The 16,805-nt window shown below is 68.0% G+C and carries 15 protein-coding genes; 8 read left to right on the top strand and 7 right to left on the bottom strand.

What is annotated here, in order from left to right:
- Positions 1–11: 11 nt before the first annotated feature.
- On the top strand, positions 12–644 hold the full coding sequence (locus EJI01_RS05525; protein ID WP_126836103.1) for a hypothetical protein: 633 nt from the start codon (positions 12–14) through the stop codon (positions 642–644).
- Here EJI01_RS05525 and EJI01_RS05520 read toward each other — a convergent pair.
- Entirely contained in the window at positions 637–1,422 is a 786-nt protein-coding gene (locus EJI01_RS05520) for an NAD(P)H-dependent oxidoreductase (protein WP_126836102.1), read from the bottom strand. The genes EJI01_RS05525 and EJI01_RS05520 overlap by 8 nt on opposite strands.
- A gap of 67 nt (positions 1,423–1,489) precedes the next feature.
- Between EJI01_RS05520 and EJI01_RS05515 the strand changes: the two genes are divergently transcribed.
- Both EJI01_RS05515 and EJI01_RS05510 read left to right on the top strand, forming a co-directional pair.
- Positions 1,490–2,413: a LysR family transcriptional regulator gene (locus EJI01_RS05515; protein WP_126836101.1), complete on the top strand. Its 924-nt coding sequence runs from the start codon at positions 1,490–1,492 to the stop codon at positions 2,411–2,413.
- A gap of 87 nt (positions 2,414–2,500) precedes the next feature.
- Positions 2,501–2,995 carry a PTS sugar transporter subunit IIA gene (locus EJI01_RS05510; RefSeq protein ID WP_185878822.1) on the top strand — a complete coding sequence of 165 codons (495 nt, stop codon included), beginning with the start codon at positions 2,501–2,503 and terminating at the stop codon, positions 2,993–2,995.
- 27 nt (positions 2,996–3,022) lie between these two features.
- On the opposite strand, the gene EJI01_RS05505 is transcribed toward EJI01_RS05510, so the two are convergent.
- The 4 genes from EJI01_RS05505 to EJI01_RS05490 all read right to left on the bottom strand — a co-directional run bounded on the left by EJI01_RS05505 (position 3,023) and on the right by EJI01_RS05490 (position 7,285).
- A complete protein-coding gene (locus EJI01_RS05505) occupies positions 3,023–3,904 on the bottom strand; it encodes a carbohydrate ABC transporter permease (RefSeq protein WP_126836099.1) in 882 nt (293 codons plus the stop codon).
- Positions 3,901–4,755, bottom strand: coding sequence for a carbohydrate ABC transporter permease (locus tag EJI01_RS05500; protein ID WP_126836151.1), 855 nt, complete (start codon positions 4,753–4,755; stop codon positions 3,901–3,903). Before EJI01_RS05500 ends, EJI01_RS05505 begins: the two co-directional genes overlap by 4 nt.
- Positions 4,756–4,837: 82 nt before the next feature.
- Positions 4,838–6,166 (bottom strand): ABC transporter substrate-binding protein, encoded by a 1,329-nt coding sequence (locus tag EJI01_RS05495; RefSeq protein ID WP_126836098.1) that lies wholly within the window; start codon positions 6,164–6,166, stop codon positions 4,838–4,840.
- A 45-nt stretch (positions 6,167–6,211) separates the two neighbouring features.
- Positions 6,212–7,285: an ABC transporter ATP-binding protein gene (locus EJI01_RS05490; protein ID WP_126836097.1), complete on the bottom strand. Its 1,074-nt coding sequence runs from the start codon at positions 7,283–7,285 to the stop codon at positions 6,212–6,214.
- A gap of 151 nt (positions 7,286–7,436) precedes the next feature.
- Here EJI01_RS05490 and EJI01_RS05485 point away from each other — a divergent pair, with 151 nt between their 5' ends.
- The 4 genes from EJI01_RS05485 (at position 7,437) to EJI01_RS05470 (ending at position 14,618) form a co-directional block, all read left to right on the top strand.
- Positions 7,437–8,216 (top strand): FadR/GntR family transcriptional regulator, encoded by a 780-nt coding sequence (locus EJI01_RS05485; RefSeq protein WP_260602333.1) that lies wholly within the window; start codon positions 7,437–7,439, stop codon positions 8,214–8,216.
- Positions 8,213–9,232 (top strand): D-erythronate dehydrogenase, encoded by a 1,020-nt coding sequence (gene denD / locus EJI01_RS05480; protein ID WP_126836096.1) that lies wholly within the window; start codon positions 8,213–8,215, stop codon positions 9,230–9,232. The genes EJI01_RS05485 and denD overlap by 4 nt, the downstream gene beginning before the upstream one ends.
- A complete protein-coding gene (locus tag EJI01_RS05475; RefSeq protein ID WP_126836095.1) occupies positions 9,229–11,046 on the top strand; it encodes an IlvD/Edd family dehydratase in 1,818 nt (605 codons plus the stop codon). The genes denD and EJI01_RS05475 overlap by 4 nt, the downstream gene beginning before the upstream one ends.
- A gap of 188 nt (positions 11,047–11,234) precedes the next feature.
- Positions 11,235–14,618, top strand: coding sequence for an ATP-binding protein (locus EJI01_RS05470; protein ID WP_126836094.1), 3,384 nt, complete (start codon positions 11,235–11,237; stop codon positions 14,616–14,618).
- Here the strand turns inward: EJI01_RS05470 and EJI01_RS05465 are convergent.
- Positions 14,615–14,941, bottom strand: coding sequence for a GYD domain-containing protein (locus EJI01_RS05465; protein WP_126836093.1), 327 nt, complete (start codon positions 14,939–14,941; stop codon positions 14,615–14,617). The genes EJI01_RS05470 and EJI01_RS05465 overlap by 4 nt on opposite strands.
- A gap of 215 nt (positions 14,942–15,156) precedes the next feature.
- Between EJI01_RS05465 and EJI01_RS05460 the strand changes: the two genes are divergently transcribed.
- Positions 15,157–16,341, top strand: coding sequence for an amylo-alpha-1,6-glucosidase (locus tag EJI01_RS05460; protein ID WP_126836092.1), 1,185 nt, complete (start codon positions 15,157–15,159; stop codon positions 16,339–16,341).
- 17 nt (positions 16,342–16,358) lie between these two features.
- Here EJI01_RS05460 and EJI01_RS05455 read toward each other — a convergent pair whose 3' ends face one another.
- Complete coding sequence (locus tag EJI01_RS05455) at positions 16,359–16,796, bottom strand: cyclic nucleotide-binding/CBS domain-containing protein (protein WP_126836091.1); 438 nt, start codon at positions 16,794–16,796, stop codon at positions 16,359–16,361.
- Between the last annotated feature and the right edge of the window lie 9 nt (positions 16,797–16,805).

Raw genomic sequence — 16,805 nt, 5'->3', positions numbered from 1 at the left:
GAGCACGCGTCATGGCAAGCCTTTGGCCCTGGCTGGCGGTCGCAGGGGTCGGCGCCCTTCACGGGCTGAACCCTGCCACCGGCTGGTTGTGGGCCGCCGCCTGGGGCCTGCGTTCGCGCGATCGGGCGCAGGCGCTGCGGGCCTTGATGCCCATCGCCGGTGGACATGCCGTGTCGGTCGCGATCGTGGCCTTCGCCTTCGCGCAGGGCATGTCGATGGACCCCACATGGGTCCAGGGCCTGGCCGGCGCACTGCTCGTCGGCGCGGCGGCCTGCCGTTGGCTGCGCGGCGCCGGGCAGCGAACGACGCCCATCAGCACGCAGGCCGGCCACGCCGGCATCGCGCTCTGGTCCTTCCTGATGGCCACCACGCACGGGGCCGGGCTGATGCTGGTGCCGGCGCTCGTGCCGCTGTGCCTTGGCGACAACCCGGCGCGCGAGATCACCGCGTCGGGCTCGCTGCTCCTGGCACTGGCGGCCGTCGGCGTGCACACGGCTGCGATGCTGGTCGTGACCGGCGTCATCGCCACCGGCGTATGCCGCGGCGTCGCCATGCACCCTCGCCTGCTGAGCGGCACTGCGCCGCGCCAAGCCTGGACCGCGGCGCTGGCCCTCACCGGTGTGCTGTTGATCGCGCTTAGCTAGCAAGCAGTTCGGATTCGACATGCGCCGGCAACCCGCTCCGGCCGACGGCGACATGGCTGGCCAGCACATGCCCGTCCGGATAGTCCCCGCCGTTCTGCCGGCGGAAGGGAATCGGTGCGTCCTCGAAGAGGCCCGCTAGGCGCGAGCGCCAGGCTTCCTTCGTCGCGCTCAGCGCTTCCCCGCTCAAGCGCCCGGCGCCATAGGCCGCAAAGGTCGGCAGCACGTCGAAGCCCGGGAAATAGAGCGAGCCGTGCGTGATGGGGAAAAGCAGCTCTTCGAGCGGTCCGTTGATGCCTCGCGGCGAATAGTCCTTCGCCGGCCCCCCGGCCGCGACGCACAGCATGGCCCGCTTGCCCTTGAAGGCACCATCGCCGTAGCGATACGTGTTGCCGGCGTTCTTGTAGCCATACGCGAGGCCGTAGGCCCACACCCGGTCCAGCCACCCCTTCATGATGGCCGGCATGCCGTACCACCAAAGCGGAAACTGAAAGATCAGTGCGTCCGCGGCAAGCACCTTCTGCTGCTCCGCGGCGATGTCGGCGGCCTGGCGCCCGCTAACATAGGAATGCCCGGACTCGTCCACGAAGGACAGCCGCTCCTTGTCGGCGCGAGCGGGGAAGTCGTGCTCGTCGAACACGGCCTTCCAGCGCATGCCGTACAGGTCCGACTGCAGCACTTCATGCCCTTGCTGCCGAAGCGCCTGCCGGGAGACCTCGACCAGCTGCCGGGTCAGCGACGTGGGCTCGGGGTGGGCGTGGACGATCAAGACTTTCTTCATGCGGCCAAGTCTCGGTCGCTCGCAGCCATCCGTGAAATCGCAAGAATGTTTGGCTACCATCCATCGCATGGATAGCAAACGCCTCGACCTCAATCTGCTGGTCACGCTGGAGGCCTTGCTGGTCGAGCAGAACGTGACGAAGGCGGCCGCCCGCCTGCACCTGAGCCAACCGGCGGTCAGCGCGCAGTTGAGTCGGCTGCGGGACGTGTTCGGTGACCCGCTGCTCATTCCCGCACAGCGCGGGATGACGCCGACCGCCAAGGCCTTCGACTTGCTCGACCCGTTGCGCCAGGCCCTCGACCAGGTGCGTGCCACGGTCGCCACCCACAGCAACTTCAACCCTTCCAAGGCCAGGCTGACCGTCGCCATCGCCTGCACGGACTACCTGCACGCGGCGGTGGTCAAGCCGCTCGTCGTGGAACTCAGGACCAAGGCGCCCGGCGTGCGTGTGGCGCAGCGCAACCTGGACATTCCCGAGCTGGAAGCGCAAATGGCGCGCGGCGATGTCGACCTGGCGCTCATGACGCCGCAAGCCGCACCGCCCAGTCTTCGCACCCGGCATCTGTTCGCCGAGCGCTATGTGCTCATCGGCCGGCGGAAGCATCCGCGGCTGCGGGCCGGGATCACGGTCGAGGAATTTGCCCGGTTGGAGCATGTCGTCGTGTCCCTTCGCGGAGGCGGCTTCGTCACGCCGGTGGACGACGCCCTGGCTGCCTTCGGACTCAAGCGCAACGTGGTGCTGTCGGCGGCTTCGTTCCTGGTCGTTCCCGATATCGTGTCGCAGTCGGACTTCGTGGCGCTGGTGCCGGAGCGGCTGGTGCGCGACCGTGCCGAGCAGCTGGAGCTGATCGACTGCCCGTTCCCGGTGGAAGGCTTCGCAGTGGGGATGGTGTGGCACGAGCGCAGCCACGGGCACAGCGGCCAGCGCTGGATCCGGGAGACCATCGCCGCGATGATCGACCTTCAGACCGGCGAGCGCAGGGATTCATGAACTTCATGATTTCAGGCAATTTTTCTACACCGCTTTTCTGCAGCAGCTTTCAACATGGCTGAATGTGCACAGCGAGAGGAGGACTCGATGACGAACGACATCGCGCAGATTGCGAGCTGGTTGCAACCGCAGGACATCGTGTTCGACGCCGACGTCCGGGACCGGTCGCACGCACTCGAGTTCGCGGCAGCGACGATCTGCGGCGCTCGTGGACTCGACCCGGCGCCGGTTTTTCGCGCCCTGTGGCGACGCGAGCAGACCGGGTCGACCGCCCTCGGCGAAGGATTCGCGATTCCGCACGCATGCATCGGCGGCATTGCCCAGCCGACCACCCTCTTCATTCGCACCAGGCATGCGATTGCCTTCGACGCGCCAGACGGCAAGCCGGTCTCCCAGCTGCTGGCCATCATGGTGCCGGAGGGCGGCGCCAGGGACGATCATCTGCAGCTGCTCGCACTGGTCGGCCGCCTGTTTTCCGATCGTCCTTTCCGCGCGCAGCTCGATGGCGCGCCGGATGCCGCGGCAGCAGCGGACGCCTTCCGGGCCGGGATCGCGCGCGTGGTTTCCGCCCTCGGTACTTGATCGGATACCAGTCGGTCCCGCGGCCTTTCACTCCTTCACCGATCCCGTCAACCCCGACACGTAGTACTCCACGAAGAAGGAGTAGATGAAGGCCACCGGCAGCGAGCCCAGCAGCGCGCCCGCCATCAGCGGGCCCCACTGGTAGACGTCGCCCTGCACGAGCTCGGTCACCACGCCCACCGGCACGGTCTTGATCTCAGAGGACGAGACGAAGGTCAGCGCGTAGATGAACTCGTTCCACGACAGCGTGAAGGCGAAGATGCCGGCCGAGATCAGGCCGGGCACGGCGAGCGGCAGCACGATCTTCACCAGGATCTGCCAGCGGTTCGCGCCGTCGATCAGCGCGCACTCCTCCAGCTCGAAGGGGATGGAGCGGAAGTAGCCCATCAGCAGCCAGGTGCAGAACGGGATCAGGAAGGTCGGATAGGTCAGGATCAGCGCCAGGCGGGTGTCGAAGAGGCCGAGGCCGAACACCACGTTGGCGAGCGGGATGAACAGGATCGACGGCGGCACCAGGTAGGCCAGGAAGATCGCGAGCCCCACCTGCCGCGAGCCGTTGAAGCGCAGCCGCTCGATCGCATAGGCCGCGAATACCGAGCAGGCGAGCGAGAAGAAGGTCGACACCGCCGACACCAGCAGCGTGTTCCAGATCCACTGCGGGTACGAGGTCTCGAACAGCAGCTTGTGGAAATGCGCCAGCGTCGGCGCCACCACCCAGAAGGGGTTGCCCTCGCGCGTCAGCAGCTCGGCATCGGGCTTCACCGAGGTGATCGCCATCCAGTAGAACGGGAACAGCAGCACGATCAGGAAGACGACGAGCGGCAGGTACACCGTCACCACCTTGCGCGGCAGCGTATCGAGATAGCTCATGCCGACCATGTCGGTGGTTGCGGCCTTGCTGGTGTTCATTTGTCGGATCCTCCTTGCTGCCACTTCCTGCGCTGCAGGCCGAAGTAGCTGAAGAGCACGCAGGCGAGCAGGAAGGGCACCATCGCGATCGCAATGGCCGCACCCTCGCCCAGCGCGCCGCCCGAGATCGCGCGCTGGAACGACAGCGTGGCCATCAGGTGCGTCGCGTTCAGCGGTCCGCCGCGCGTGATCACGTAGATGAGCTGGAAGTCGGTGAAGGTGAAGAGCACCGAGAAGGTCATCACCACCGCGATGATCGGCGTCAGGAGCGGCAGCGTGACATGGCGGAACTGCTGCCAGGGCGATGCGCCGTCGATGGCCGAGGCCTCGTAGTACGAGGGCGAGATGGTCTGCAGCCCGGCCAGGAGCGTGATGGCGACGAAGGGGATGCCGCGCCAGACGTTGGCCGCGATCACGGACCAGCGTGCGTTCCACGGGTCGCCGAGGAAATCGATGTAGGTGTCGATCAGGCCCATCTTCACCAGCGCCCAGCTGATGATCGAGAACTGCGAGTCGTAGATCCACCAGAAGGCGATGGCCGACAGCGCGGTCGGCACGATGTAGGGCAAGAGGATGACCGCGCGAAAGAAGGTCTTGAGCCGGATGTTCTTGTTGAGCAGCAGCGCCAGCCACAGCCCCAGCACGAACTTGAACACGCTCGCCACCACCGTATAGAGCAGCGTGTTGAAGAGCGCGAGCCGCGTGACCGCGTCGTCCCAGAGAAACACGTAGTTCTCGAGGCCGATCCACTCCCCGCCGCGGCCGACCTTGGTGTCGGTGAAGCCGAGCCACACGCCCAGGCCGAGCGGATAGGTAAGGAACAGCAGCAGCAATCCCGCCGCCGGCACCATGAACAGCAGGCCGAGGAAGTTGCGGCTGTCGGCCAGCCGCGCCGTCCACGGACGCGCCGGCGCCGGCGCGTCCGCAGCGGGCTCAGACCTTGTAATACCGTTCGGCACGCTTTTGCGCCCGCTCTGCGGCTTCCTTCGGCGACTTGGAGCCGCTGGCCGCCTCGGCCACCATGTTGGTCACGATGAAGTCCGCTCCCGCGCCGGCCGACGCATAGCCCAGCGTGCCGGCATACCCGGTCGGGCGCATGTTCTTCGTGCAGTCGCGGTACGGCGTGTGCTTCGGGTCGACGGTCCAGACGGCGCTCTTCTCGTAGGCTGCGAGCGGCTGCGAGATGTAGCCGCCGGCGGCCTGCAGCCACGGGTCGAACTGCTCCTGTTCCATCATGAAGCGCAGGTACTCCTTGGCCGCCTGCGGATACTTCGTGTACTTCATGATCATCTGGTTGAAGAACAGGTGCGACTCGGTCGGCACGCCCGCCGGCCCGATCGGGTAGGGCGAGTGGTTGATGTCCTGCGCCATCTCCTTGAGCTTGTCGTCCTTGGAGTTCTTCGTCGCGTAGTAGATCGAGATGCCGTTGTTGGTCAGGCTGATCTGGCCGTCGAGAAAGGCCTTGTTGTTGTTCGGGTCCAGCCACGACAGCGTGCCGGGCGCGAAGTTGCCGTACATCTCCTTGGCGTACTCGAGCGCCTTGATGGTCTCAGGGCTGTCGATGACGACCTTGTTGTCCTTGTCGACGAGCTTGCCGCCGTGCGACCAGATCAGCCAGTTGGTCCACAGGCCGTCGCCGGTGGCGTTGCCGAGCGCGAAGCCGGCTGGCGTGCCTTTCGCCTTCAAGGCCTTGAGCAGCTCGAGGAAGCTGTTCGTGTCCCTCGGGAAGGTGTCGAAGCCGGCCGCCTTCACATGGCTCTGGCGGTACACCAGCATCGCTCCGGCGGTACCGAGCGGCACGCCGATCCACTTCTTGCCGTCGGGCCGCAGGTAGGCCTCGCACCCCGGGTACCAGCCGCCGTACTTGCGCCCGAGGTAGGTGCACAGGTCGGTGACCTCGAGCAGCTTGTCCGGGTAGAGGTTGGCGTCGTCGTTGGTCGACAGGATGATGTCCGGCCCCGCGCCGGTGTTGGCGGCGACCGCGGCCTTCGGGCGCACGTCCTCCCAGGTCTCGTTGTCCACGCGCACCGGCACGCCGGTGGCATCGGTGAACTTCTTCACGTTGGCCATGTAGGCGTCGATGTCGCCTTGCACGAAACGGCTCCAGCGCAGCACGCGCAGCGTGGCGCCCTTCTCGGGCTTGAAGGTCGTCGCCTGCGCATGCGCGGCAGTGGAGAAGAGCGCGGTGCCGGTGCCGAGCGTGGCCGCGGCGGCGACGCCGGCAGAACCTTCCAGAAACTTGCGGCGATTGAACTCATTCATTGCTGTTGTCTCCTGTGCGTTGTGAACGGACTGCCGATGGAAACCTCAGGACACCAGCCGTTCGCCCGTGCCTGCGTCGAAAAGATGCGCGCGCTGCAGGTCGGGCTGCAGGTGGATCGTGGTGCCGGGCGCGAAGTCGTGTCGCTCGCGGAACACCGCGGAAAGTTCGGCGCCCTCGTGGCGGCAGGAGACGAAGGTGTCCATGCCGGTCGGTTCCATCACCGCCACGCGCGCCGGGATGCCGCTGCCGTCGGCGAGCGTCAGGTGCTCGGGCCGGGTGCCGTAGACCACCGGCTGGCCGTCGATGCCGCCGGCATGCACGGGTGCATCGAGCTGGGTGCCGTCCTGCAGCTCCACGCGCGCCATGCCGCCCCTGCGCCGGAGCGTGCCCGGCAGGAAGTTCATGGCCGGCGAGCCGATGAAGCCGGCGACGAACTGGTTGGCCGGGTTGTCGTAGAGCTCCAGCGGGCTGCCGGTCTGCTCGATGCGGCCGTCGCGCATGACCACGATCTTGTCGCCCATGGTCATGGCCTCGATCTGGTCGTGCGTGACGTAGATCGACGTGGTTTTCAAGCGCTGGTGCAGCTCCTTGATCTCGCCGCGCATCGCCACGCGCAGCTTGGCGTCGAGGTTGGACAGCGGCTCGTCGAACAAGAACACCTGCGGGTCGCGCACGATCGCGCGGCCCATCGCCACGCGCTGGCGCTGGCCGCCGGAGAGCTGGCGCGGGAAGCGGTCGAGCAGCGGAATGAGGCCGAGGATCTCGGCCGCGCGCTTCACCTTCGATTCGATCGCGGCCTTGTCCAGCTTGGCGAGCGCCAGTGCGAAGGCCATGTTGTCGCGCACCGTCATGTGCGGATAGAGCGCGTAGTTCTGGAACACCATCGCGATGTCGCGCTCTTTCGGCGGCAGGTCGTTGACGCGCCGGTCGCCGATGCGGATCTCGCCGCCGTTGATCTGCTCCAGCCCCGCGATCATGCGCAGCAGCGTCGACTTGCCGCAGCCCGAGGGGCCGACCAGCACGGTGAACGAGCCGTCGCGGATCTCGATGTCCACCCCATGCAGGATCGGGACCTCGCCGAAGTTCTTCTTGACTGCCTGGATCGTGACATTGGCCATGCACTGGAATCCTGAAGTTGCGCGAAGCTTGCGGGCGACGCGGGATCCCTGCATCGCAGCCGCGCAGTATCGGCACTGGGTCGGCGTGTCGCTATCAGGGCAAACCGGTAGGCGTTAACCCCTGAAGAATTTGTATGATGACCTGATCACCGTGCTCCAATCCGTCACGCCCGCGCAGGCTTGCCTTCCTTCCGAACCCCTGCGGTCGGCAGCCGATCGGCTGTCCGACCGGCTGGCGCTGCGCCTCGAGGCCCTCATCGAATCGGGCGAGCTCGCGCCCGGCGACCGTCTGCCCACCGAGCAGCAGCTGGCCGCCACGCACGGCGTATCGCGCACCGTGGTGCGCGAGGCGGTGCACCAGCTCAAGTCCAGGGCGCTCGTCGTGTCGCGCCAGGGCTCCGGCGTTTTCGTCGCGCCCACGCCGGAGAACCAGCCGCTGGCCTTCGATCCGGCCGTGCTGGGCTCGGTGCAGGCCGTGGTGCACGTGGTCGAGGTGCGGCGGGTGCTCGAAGGCGCGATCGCCGCGCTGGCGGCCGAGCGGGCCACCCGCGCCCACATCGCGGCGCTGCGCCGTGCGTTGAAGGCGATCGACACCGCGGTCGCCGAGGGGCGCGACGGCGTCGCGGAGGACCTGGCCTTCCACCGCATCATCGGCGAGTCCACGGGCAACCCGCAGTTCCGCCTCCTGCTCGGCTTTCTGGAGCAGTACCTGCGCGAAGGCATGCGCATCACGCGCGGCAACGAGGCGCGCCGCAAGGATTTCATGGAGGCGGTGCAGCACGAGCACCGCGCCATCGTCGACGCCATCGCCGCGCGGGACCCGGAAGCGGCGCGCCACCACGCGACGCAACACCTGATCCTCGGCGAAGAACGGCTCGTCGAGGGCGGCATCATTGCCGGCCGCAAACGAAGATTGAAGGAGAAGAAATGAAACTGCTGATCACCGGAGGCGGCGGCTTCGTCGGCGCGCGCCTCGCCCGCACCCTGCTCGCGCGCGGCACGCTCGCCGGCGAGCGCATCGACCGCATGGTCCTCACCGACATCGCGCCGCCGCCGGCCGACCTGGCGGCGGATGCGCGCGTCGAGGCGCGCACCGGCCCGCTGCTGGCGCAAACCGACGCGCTGCGCACCGAAGCCTTCGACGGCGTGTTCCACCTGGCTTCGGCCGTCTCGGGCGAATGCGAGCTCGACTTCGATCTCGGCCTGCGTTCCAACCTCGACAGCACGCGCGCACTGCTCGATGCGCTGCGCGCCAACGTCAACGCCGGCGGGAAGGTCACGCGCGTGGTGTTCTCGAGCTCGGTCGCCGTGTTCGGGCCGGATCCGGCCGTGCCGCTGCCGAAACTGGTCGCCGACGACACGCTGCCGGCGCCGCAAACCTCCTACGGCACGCAGAAGCTGATCTGCGAGCACCTGATCGCCGACTACACGCGCAAGGGCTACATCGACGGCCGCGCCGCGCGGCTCATGACCGTGACCGTGCGCCCCGGGCGGCCCAACGCCGCAGCCTCGTCCTTCTTCAGCGGCATCATCCGCGAGCCGCTGGCGGGCGTGGAGGCGCTCTGCCCGGTCTCGCCCGAGGTGTCGCACCCGATGTCCTCGCCGTCGCGCACGGTCGACGGCCTGATCGCCGTCTACGAAGCCAGCCGCGAGGCCTTCTGCGGCCGCACCGCGCTCAACCTGCCGGCCCTCAACGTGCGCGTCGCCGACATGCTCGACGCGCTCGAAGAGGTGGCCGGCCCGGCGGTGCGCGCGCGCGTGCGCTTCGAGCGCGACGAGCGCATCGCCGGCATCGTGGCCAACTGGCCCAGCGGCGCAACGGCCGCGCGCGCCGCGCGGCTCGGCCTGCTGCCGCACGAGAACTTCGCGGACATCATCCGGCAGTACATCGACGATTGCCGCGCGCTTCCGAACGCCAACGAAACCCTGAAGGGAATGATTCGATGAAACCGAAGAACAACAACAAGAAGAAGCCGAAGCAGGCCCTCAAGCTGCGCTCCCAGGCCTGGTTCGACAACCCGGACAACGCCGACATGACGGCGCTCTACCTCGAGCGCACGATGAACTTCGGCCTCGGCTTCGACGAGCTGCAGTCGGGGCGGCCGATCATCGGCATCGCGCAGACCGGGTCGGACATCGCGCCCTGCAACCGCCACCACCTGGTGTTGGCCGAGCGGGTGCGCGAAGGCATCCGCGATGCCGGCGGCATCGCCTTCGAGTTTCCGATCCATCCGATCCAGGAAACCTGCAAGCGCCCGACGGCTGCGCTCGACCGCAACCTGCAGTACCTGTCGCTGGTCGAGGTGCTCTACGGCTATCCGCTCGACGGCGTGGTGCTGACAACCGGCTGCGACAAGACCACGCCGGCCCAGCTCATGGCCGCCGCCACGGTGGACATCCCCGCCATCGCGCTCAATACCGGGCCGATGCTCAACGGCTGGTACGAGGGCGAGCGCACCGGCTCGGGCACCATCGTCTGGAAGGCGCGCGAGCTGATGGCCGCGGGCAAGATCGGCTACCAGGAATTCCTGAAGCTCGTGGCCTCCTCGGCTCCGTCGACCGGCCACTGCAACACCATGGGCACGGCATCGACGATGAACTCGTTGGCCGAGGTGCTGGGCATGACGCTGCCGGGCAGCGCGGCCATTCCGGCGCCGTATCGCGACCGCCAGGAGATGGCCTACATGACCGGCAAGCGCATCGTCGAGATGGTGCGCGAGGACCTGAAGCCCTCCGACATCCTCACGCGCGCCGCCTTCGAGAACGCGATCGTCGTCAACTCCGCGCTCGGCGGCTCGACCAACGCGCCGGTGCACCTGAACGCCATCGCGCGCCACATCGGCGTCGAGCTGACGACGGCCGACTGGGAGAAGCACGGCTACAAGATTCCGCTGATCGTGAACCTGCAGCCGGCCGGCGAGTACCTCGGCGAGGAGTACTACCGCGCCGGCGGCGTGCCCGCGGTGGTGGCCGAGCTGGTCGCCCAGGGCAAGATCCAGCCGGCGCTGACCGCCAACGGCAAGACGCTGATCGAGAACTGCGAAGGCAAGTTCACCAGCGACCGCAAGGTGATCTTCGCCTACGCCAAGCCGATGAAGAAGAACGCCGGCTTCCTCAATCTCAAGGGCAACCTGTTCGATTCCGCGATCATGAAGACCAGCGTGATCACGCCGGAGTTCCATGCGCGCTACCTCGAGAACCCGAACGATCCGATGGCCTTCGAAGGCACGGCCATCGTCTTCGACGGGCCGGAGGACTATCACCGCCGCATCGACGACCCGAAGATGAAGCTCGATGCGAACAGCATCCTCTGCATGCGCGGCGTGGGGCCGGTCGGCTATCCCGGCGCGGCCGAGGTGGTCAACATGCGCGCGCCCGACTACCTGCTCAAGAAAGGCATCCTCGCCCTGCCCTGCATCGGCGACGGCCGGCAGTCCGGCACCTCGGGCTCGCCGTCGATCCTCAACGCCTCGCCGGAGGCGGCCACGGGCGGCGGGCTCGCGCTGCTCAAGACCGGGGACCGCATCCGCATCGATCTGAAGAAGCGCACGGCCAACATGCTGGTCCCGGACGAGGAGCTTGCCAGGCGACGTGCCAAGCTCGACGCGGCCGGCGGCTACCCGTACCCGCCGAGCCAGACGCCATGGCAGGAGATCCAGCGCGCCGTGGTCGACGAGCTCTCCGAAGGCATGGTGCTCAAGCCCGCGGTCAAGTACCAGAAGATCCACGCGACCTTCGGTATTCCGCGGGACAACCACTAGGCATCATGGTCGCTCGCTAGGACCTGGTAACAAGCCACAGGGTCGGTTACACATGAACCGCCGCGCAGCCGCGGGCGTATCCTCGCAACTTCACGCCAAGCGCGACTGGCGGCCGAGGTGCTGGACGATGCGTGCCGGGCCCGGTCGCTGCGAGCGCCGATCGAAGACCCATCGAGAGGTGGCGAATCATGGAAACGATGGTCCAGTGGCTGGCCGCGCTCGGCATGGAGCGATATGCGCCGATGTTCGAGGCGCAGCGCATTGAACTGGACGTCCTCGCCGGCCTCACCGACGCAGACCTGAAGGAAATCGGCATCGCGGCGCTGGGTGACCGCAAGCGGATCTTGTCGGTGATCGCGCAGGGCATCCAGGAGCCTCCCGCGAGCCCCGTTGCGCAAGCTGCGGCTGCGAGCTTGCCTGCGACGGCGCATGCCGCCGAGCGGCGGCAACTGACGGTGATGTTCTGCGACCTGGTCGGCTCGACCCAGTTGGCCGGCCTGCTCGATCCAGAAGACCTGCGGGCCGTCATCGGCGACTACCATGCCGCGGTGACGGCGGCGGTGGCTGCGCACGACGGCTACGTCGCACAGCTGCTCGGCGACGGGGTGCTCGTGTATTTCGGCTATCCGCACGCCAACGAGGACGATGCGGCGCGTGCGATCCACGCGGCACTGGACGCGATCGCCGCAGTCGGCCGGCTTTCGGCGGCTGGCCAGCATGCCTTGCACACCCGGATCGGCATCGCGACGGGCCTGGTCGTCGTCGGCCAGATCGGATCCGGCACATCGGCGGCCGAGTGGAGCGCCAGCGGCGAAACGCCGAGCCTGGCTGCCAGGCTGCAGACCTACGCAGCACCCGACTGCATCGTGATCGCAGACCGGACACGGCGGCTCATCGGCGAAGAGTTCGAGCTCGACTCGCTGGGCATGCTGGAGCTCAAGGGCTTCGGAGCGCCGGTGCACGCATGGCAGGTGCTGCGCGAGCGCCGCACCGCCAGCCGCTTCGAAGCCGTTCACACCCAGCAACTGTCCCAGCTGATCGGACGCGACAGCGAGCTCGCGCTGCTGCTCGAGCGCTGGAACACCGCGTGCGAGGGCGAGGGCCAGATCGTGCTGCTTTCGGGCGAAGCGGGGATCGGCAAGTCGCGCATCACCCAGGCCCTGCGGCAGCGCGCAGCCGCCGGCGCATTCGAGACGATGGTGCTGCAATGCTCGCCCTCTCACAGCAACAGCGCCCTCTATCCGCTGGTGCGCTGCCTGGAGATCGCGGCGAACCTGACGCCGGCCGATTCACCGGTCCAGCGCGCCGCGCGCTTCGAACGGTATCTGGGCGAGCTCGGGGTGTCGCTCGCGCCCGATGCCCTGGGGTGCCTGCTCAGGCTGATGATGCTGCCCGATGGAGGCCGGCCGGCCCCGGCCGGCCAGACGCCGCAGCAACAGAAAACCTCGACCTTGCAGGCGGTGATCGACGTCATCGGCGGTGTCTCGCTGCGGGCGCCGCTGCTCATGCTGATCGAGGACGCGCACTGGATCGATCCGACGACCGAGGAATGGATCGGCCTGGCCGTCGACGGCCTGCGCGACGCGCGCGTCCTGATGCTCTTGACCTGCCGGCCGCAATACCAGCCGTCCTGGGGCAATCCGGTGAACTCGACCCGGTTGACGATGAACCGGCTGAGCCACCGGCAGTCTGCGGCGCTGATCGAGACGGTCACCGCCGGCAAGCCGCTGCCTCCCGAGCTGATCGACGAGATCATCCGCAAGACCGACGGCGTGCCGCTGTTTGTCGAGGAGCTGACCAAGACCGTGCTGGCCTCCGCGCTGGTCGAGGACACTCCGGCCGGCTACCGGCTGCACGGCCCGCTGCAGACGCTGGCGATTCCGTCGACGCTGCAGGATTCGCTGATGGCGCGGCTCGACCGGCTGGCGCCGGCCAAGGAAATCGCACAGGTCGCAGCCGCCATCGGACGCGATTTCAGCCATGCGCTGCTTGCTCAGGTGCTGCAGATGCCGGCCGCGCAGCTCGAACAGGCGCTCGACGAGTTGCTTCGCGCCGAGCTGGTGTTTCGCCGCGGCACGCCGGCGGAGGCGGGCTATGCGTTCAAGCATGCGCTGATCCGGGACACGGCCTATAACAGCATGGTGAGGAGCCAGCGCGCGCTGCGGCATGCGCAGATCGCGCACGCGCTCGAGCGCAGCGAGCCGCAGACCGTCGCCGCGCATCCCGAGCTGCTGGCCCAGCACCATCAGGAAGCCGGCCACGGCAGCGAAGCCCTCCGGTACTGGACGGCGGCCGGCGACCTGGCGCAGCGCCGATTCGCCAGCCGCGAAGCAACGATTCACTACAACGCCGCCATCGCACTCGTCTCGCGCCTGGACCCCGGGCCGGCGCGCAGCGAACTCGAGCTCGCTCTCCAGCTGAAGCTCGGCAATGCGCTGACGGTATCGGAGGGCTACGGCTCGGGCGCCACCTACCAGAGCTACGCGAAGGCACGCGAACTGGCGCGAGAACTCGGACGGGTCGAGGACTACGTGAGCGCCTGGGTCGGCTCGGCGCCGACGATGAACTCGGCCGGACGCAACGGCGAGCTGATCGAAAGCATCCACGAGATCGATGCGGCGCAGCTGGCGTCGCTGGAGCCGCGATTGCGCATCAACGTATCGATCGTCCTCGGCGCCGCCCACTACCTGCGGGGCGAGATCGGCGAGGCGTGGGCGCACCTGGAAGAGGCCAGGGTGCTCGACGACAGCGTGCAGCTCACGCACGAGCACCCCGTCGCGGGGGCGGACCCGGCGATCATGATTCGCGCCATCAGCATGAGAGTGCGCGGGATGCAGGGCTATCTGGAGCAGGCCGAGGCGCTCGCGGCGCAAGCCTTGCAGATCGCCGAAGCCAGAGGCCATCCGCCGACGATCGCCATGGCCAGGCAGGCATGGATCCGGGTCCTGCTGGCCAAGGGCGAGCATGCGCAGGCGGCTTCGGAAGCGAAGCAGATGCTGGAGCTGTCCGAACGCTTCGGCATCCAGACGCGGGTTGCCAACGGCTTGATGTTCCTGGGACGAACCGGCGTCGCGCTGGGCGATGTCGAGGCCGGGATCGCTCTTCTCAGGAAGGGCTATGCGCTCTGGCTGTCCGCCGGCGGAAAGCAGCAGGCTTCGCAGTACGGGGCGCAGGCGGCAGACGTGCTGCTGCGGGCCGGGCAAACCGACGAGGCGCAGCGCTTCATCGCGCAGGCCCAGGCCGCCCAGGGCGAGACCGACGAGCGCTTCTACGAGACCGAACTGCTGCGGCTCGGCGGCCGGCTGCTGGAGCTCGACGGCGACGACACCGGCGCCGAGGCCCGCTACCAGGACGCCATCGCCCTGGCCGAGGAGCGCGGCCTCAAGCTCTTTTCATTGCGCGCGGCCCGCGACTTGGCGGGGCTCTGGCAGCGTCGGGGAAACAACACCGAGGCGCGCCGGATGCTGCAGCCGCTCTACGGCTGGTTCGGCGAAGGCTTCCAGTTCAGCGACCTGCGCGAAACGAAGGCGCTGCTCGACGCGCTGCAGAAAGGGCAGGCGAAGGCGCCCTAGGCGCCGGGCGGCCGGTAGCCGACCGCCTGCGCACGGCCGAGGGCGTCCAGGGTCTCCTCGACGGTGAGCAGCGGCGTGGTCTCGACCTTCGACAGCGCACCACCCGCGCCCAGCGCAATCGCGACCGCGGCCATCGAGACGTTGTCGGGCGCCTCCCAGAGGGTGTAGCCGTCATAGCTGCCGAAGGCGTACCAGAAGCCGTGCAGCTTCCCGCCGACCGACTCGATGTACATGCGTGCCGCTTCGCGGCGGTCCTCGGGTTTTTTCGTCAATCGAGCCCAGGTTTCCGGCGTGTAGCTGAAGCGCGTCAAGTAGAGAGCCATAACCACAACCTCCTTCCAGCGTCCGTGCCGCTCGCAGTGCGCGAGCACGGAAAGTCTAGCCCTGCCTCCTGGGCGACGGACAGGCATGTCATTCATGCGAACCCGAGTATTCGAGCCTCGGCCGGGCGCCGACGCCCGCCAGGCCAATCGGGTATCCGATGTGCCGCGAGAATTCTCGTTGCGCCACTCCCAGCCGACGATGCACGAAACCAGCCATGAAGAACCTTGACGCCCCCACGCTCGCGCTGATCGACGCATGCTCCCAGGCCTCGCTCGAACTCCTGCAACGCAACCTGACGCCGCACGGCATCCTGGCGGCCAGCCGTACCGAAGCGGCCGAGGCGCGGCGCTACACGCGCATCTTCGGACGCGACGCCGCGATCTGCGTGATGGCGATGTGCGGCAGCGGCGTGCCCGCGCTGGAGCAGGGCGCGGTGGCCAGCCTCGACGCGCTCGCGGCGCAGCAGGCGGGCAACGGACAGATCCCCAAGTACGTCGACCCGGAAGGCCGCGATGCCGACTTCTGGTACCTGGGCTGCATCGACGCCACCTTGTGGTGGCTGATCGCGGTGGACCATGTGCGCCGCCATGGCCGCGTCGGCCTGTCGCACTGGCGCCGCGAGGTGGAGCGCGCGCTCGCCTGGCTGCTGGCGCAGGAGCACCAGCACTTTCGGCTGCTGCAGCAGAACGAGGCCAGCGACTGGGCCGACATCATGCCGCGCTCGGGTTACGTTCTGTACAGCAACGCGCTCTGGTACGACGTCAAGCGCCGCTTTGCGCTGGACCAGGCCGAGGCGACGCAGTACCACTTCAACCACCTGTTCAATCCGTTCCAGCGCGACCTGCCCGAATACCATCGCGCCCGGCTGCTGCGCCACTATGCGCGGCGCGGCCGAGACGATCCGGGCCTCTACCTCAGCTTCGTCAATCTCTCCTTCGTCGGCAACGAGGGGGATGTGTTCGGCAACGTGCTGGCGATCCAGAGCGGGCTGGCCGATTCCTCCATGGCGCGCCGCATCGTCAAGACCATCGGCGCGGCGCGTGCTTGCGAGCCGTACCCGGTGCGCGTGGTGCTGCATCCGCTGACGCGCCAGCATGCACTGTGGCGGCCGTACATGGCGCGCCATCAGCAGAACGTCGTGCACCAGTACCACAACGGCGGCCTCTGGCCCTTCGTCGGCGGCTTCTGGGTGATGGCGCTCGCCCGGCTGGGCCTGCACGCACTGGCCTGGCCCGAGCTCGCGCGGCTGGCGCGTGTGAACGAGCTCGGCGACTGGCGCTTCACCGAGTGGTTCCACGGCCGGACGCTGGCGCCGATGGGAATGGCCGGCCAGAGCTGGAATGCGGCGACCTTCCTGCTCGCGCGGCGCGCCCTGCTGGGCGGCGCGGCGGCTTGGTGAGCCTGCCTGGGGCGTCCCTAGCCCAGAACGTCGTTCACCTGCTCGTTGAATTCGGCCTGGCTCAGCGCTGCGCCGATCTCCCGCGGCAGCGCATCGCGTACCGAGAACACGCCGAGGATCTTCGTGCCCGCCACCAGCGGCAGGTGGCGGAAACCTCGCTCGATCATCAGCACGACGGCGTCGGACACCAGCGTTTCCGGCGGTATGCAGATCGGGTTGGGCGTCATCACTTCGCGCGCCGTGGTGCGCTCGGGATCGAGCCCACGGGCCAGCACCCGCGTCATCAGGTCGCGCTCGGTCAGGATGCCCAGCAGGGTCTCCGGCGGCTCGATGATGAGCACGCTGCCGCAGTTGGCATGCGTCATCACGCCCGCAGCTTCGCGCACGCTGGCTTGGGGGCCCAGGCAGGTCACGTGCTTGCGCGAGATGGACTGGAAAACGGTACGTTCGTCCATGGGGCACCC

Source organism: Variovorax sp. MHTC-1, assembly GCF_003984645.1.
Taxonomy (GTDB): Bacteria; Pseudomonadota; Gammaproteobacteria; order Burkholderiales; family Burkholderiaceae_C; genus Variovorax.
Note: the sequence above shows the minus strand (reverse complement) of the source record. Positions and strands in the feature narration are given on the sequence as shown.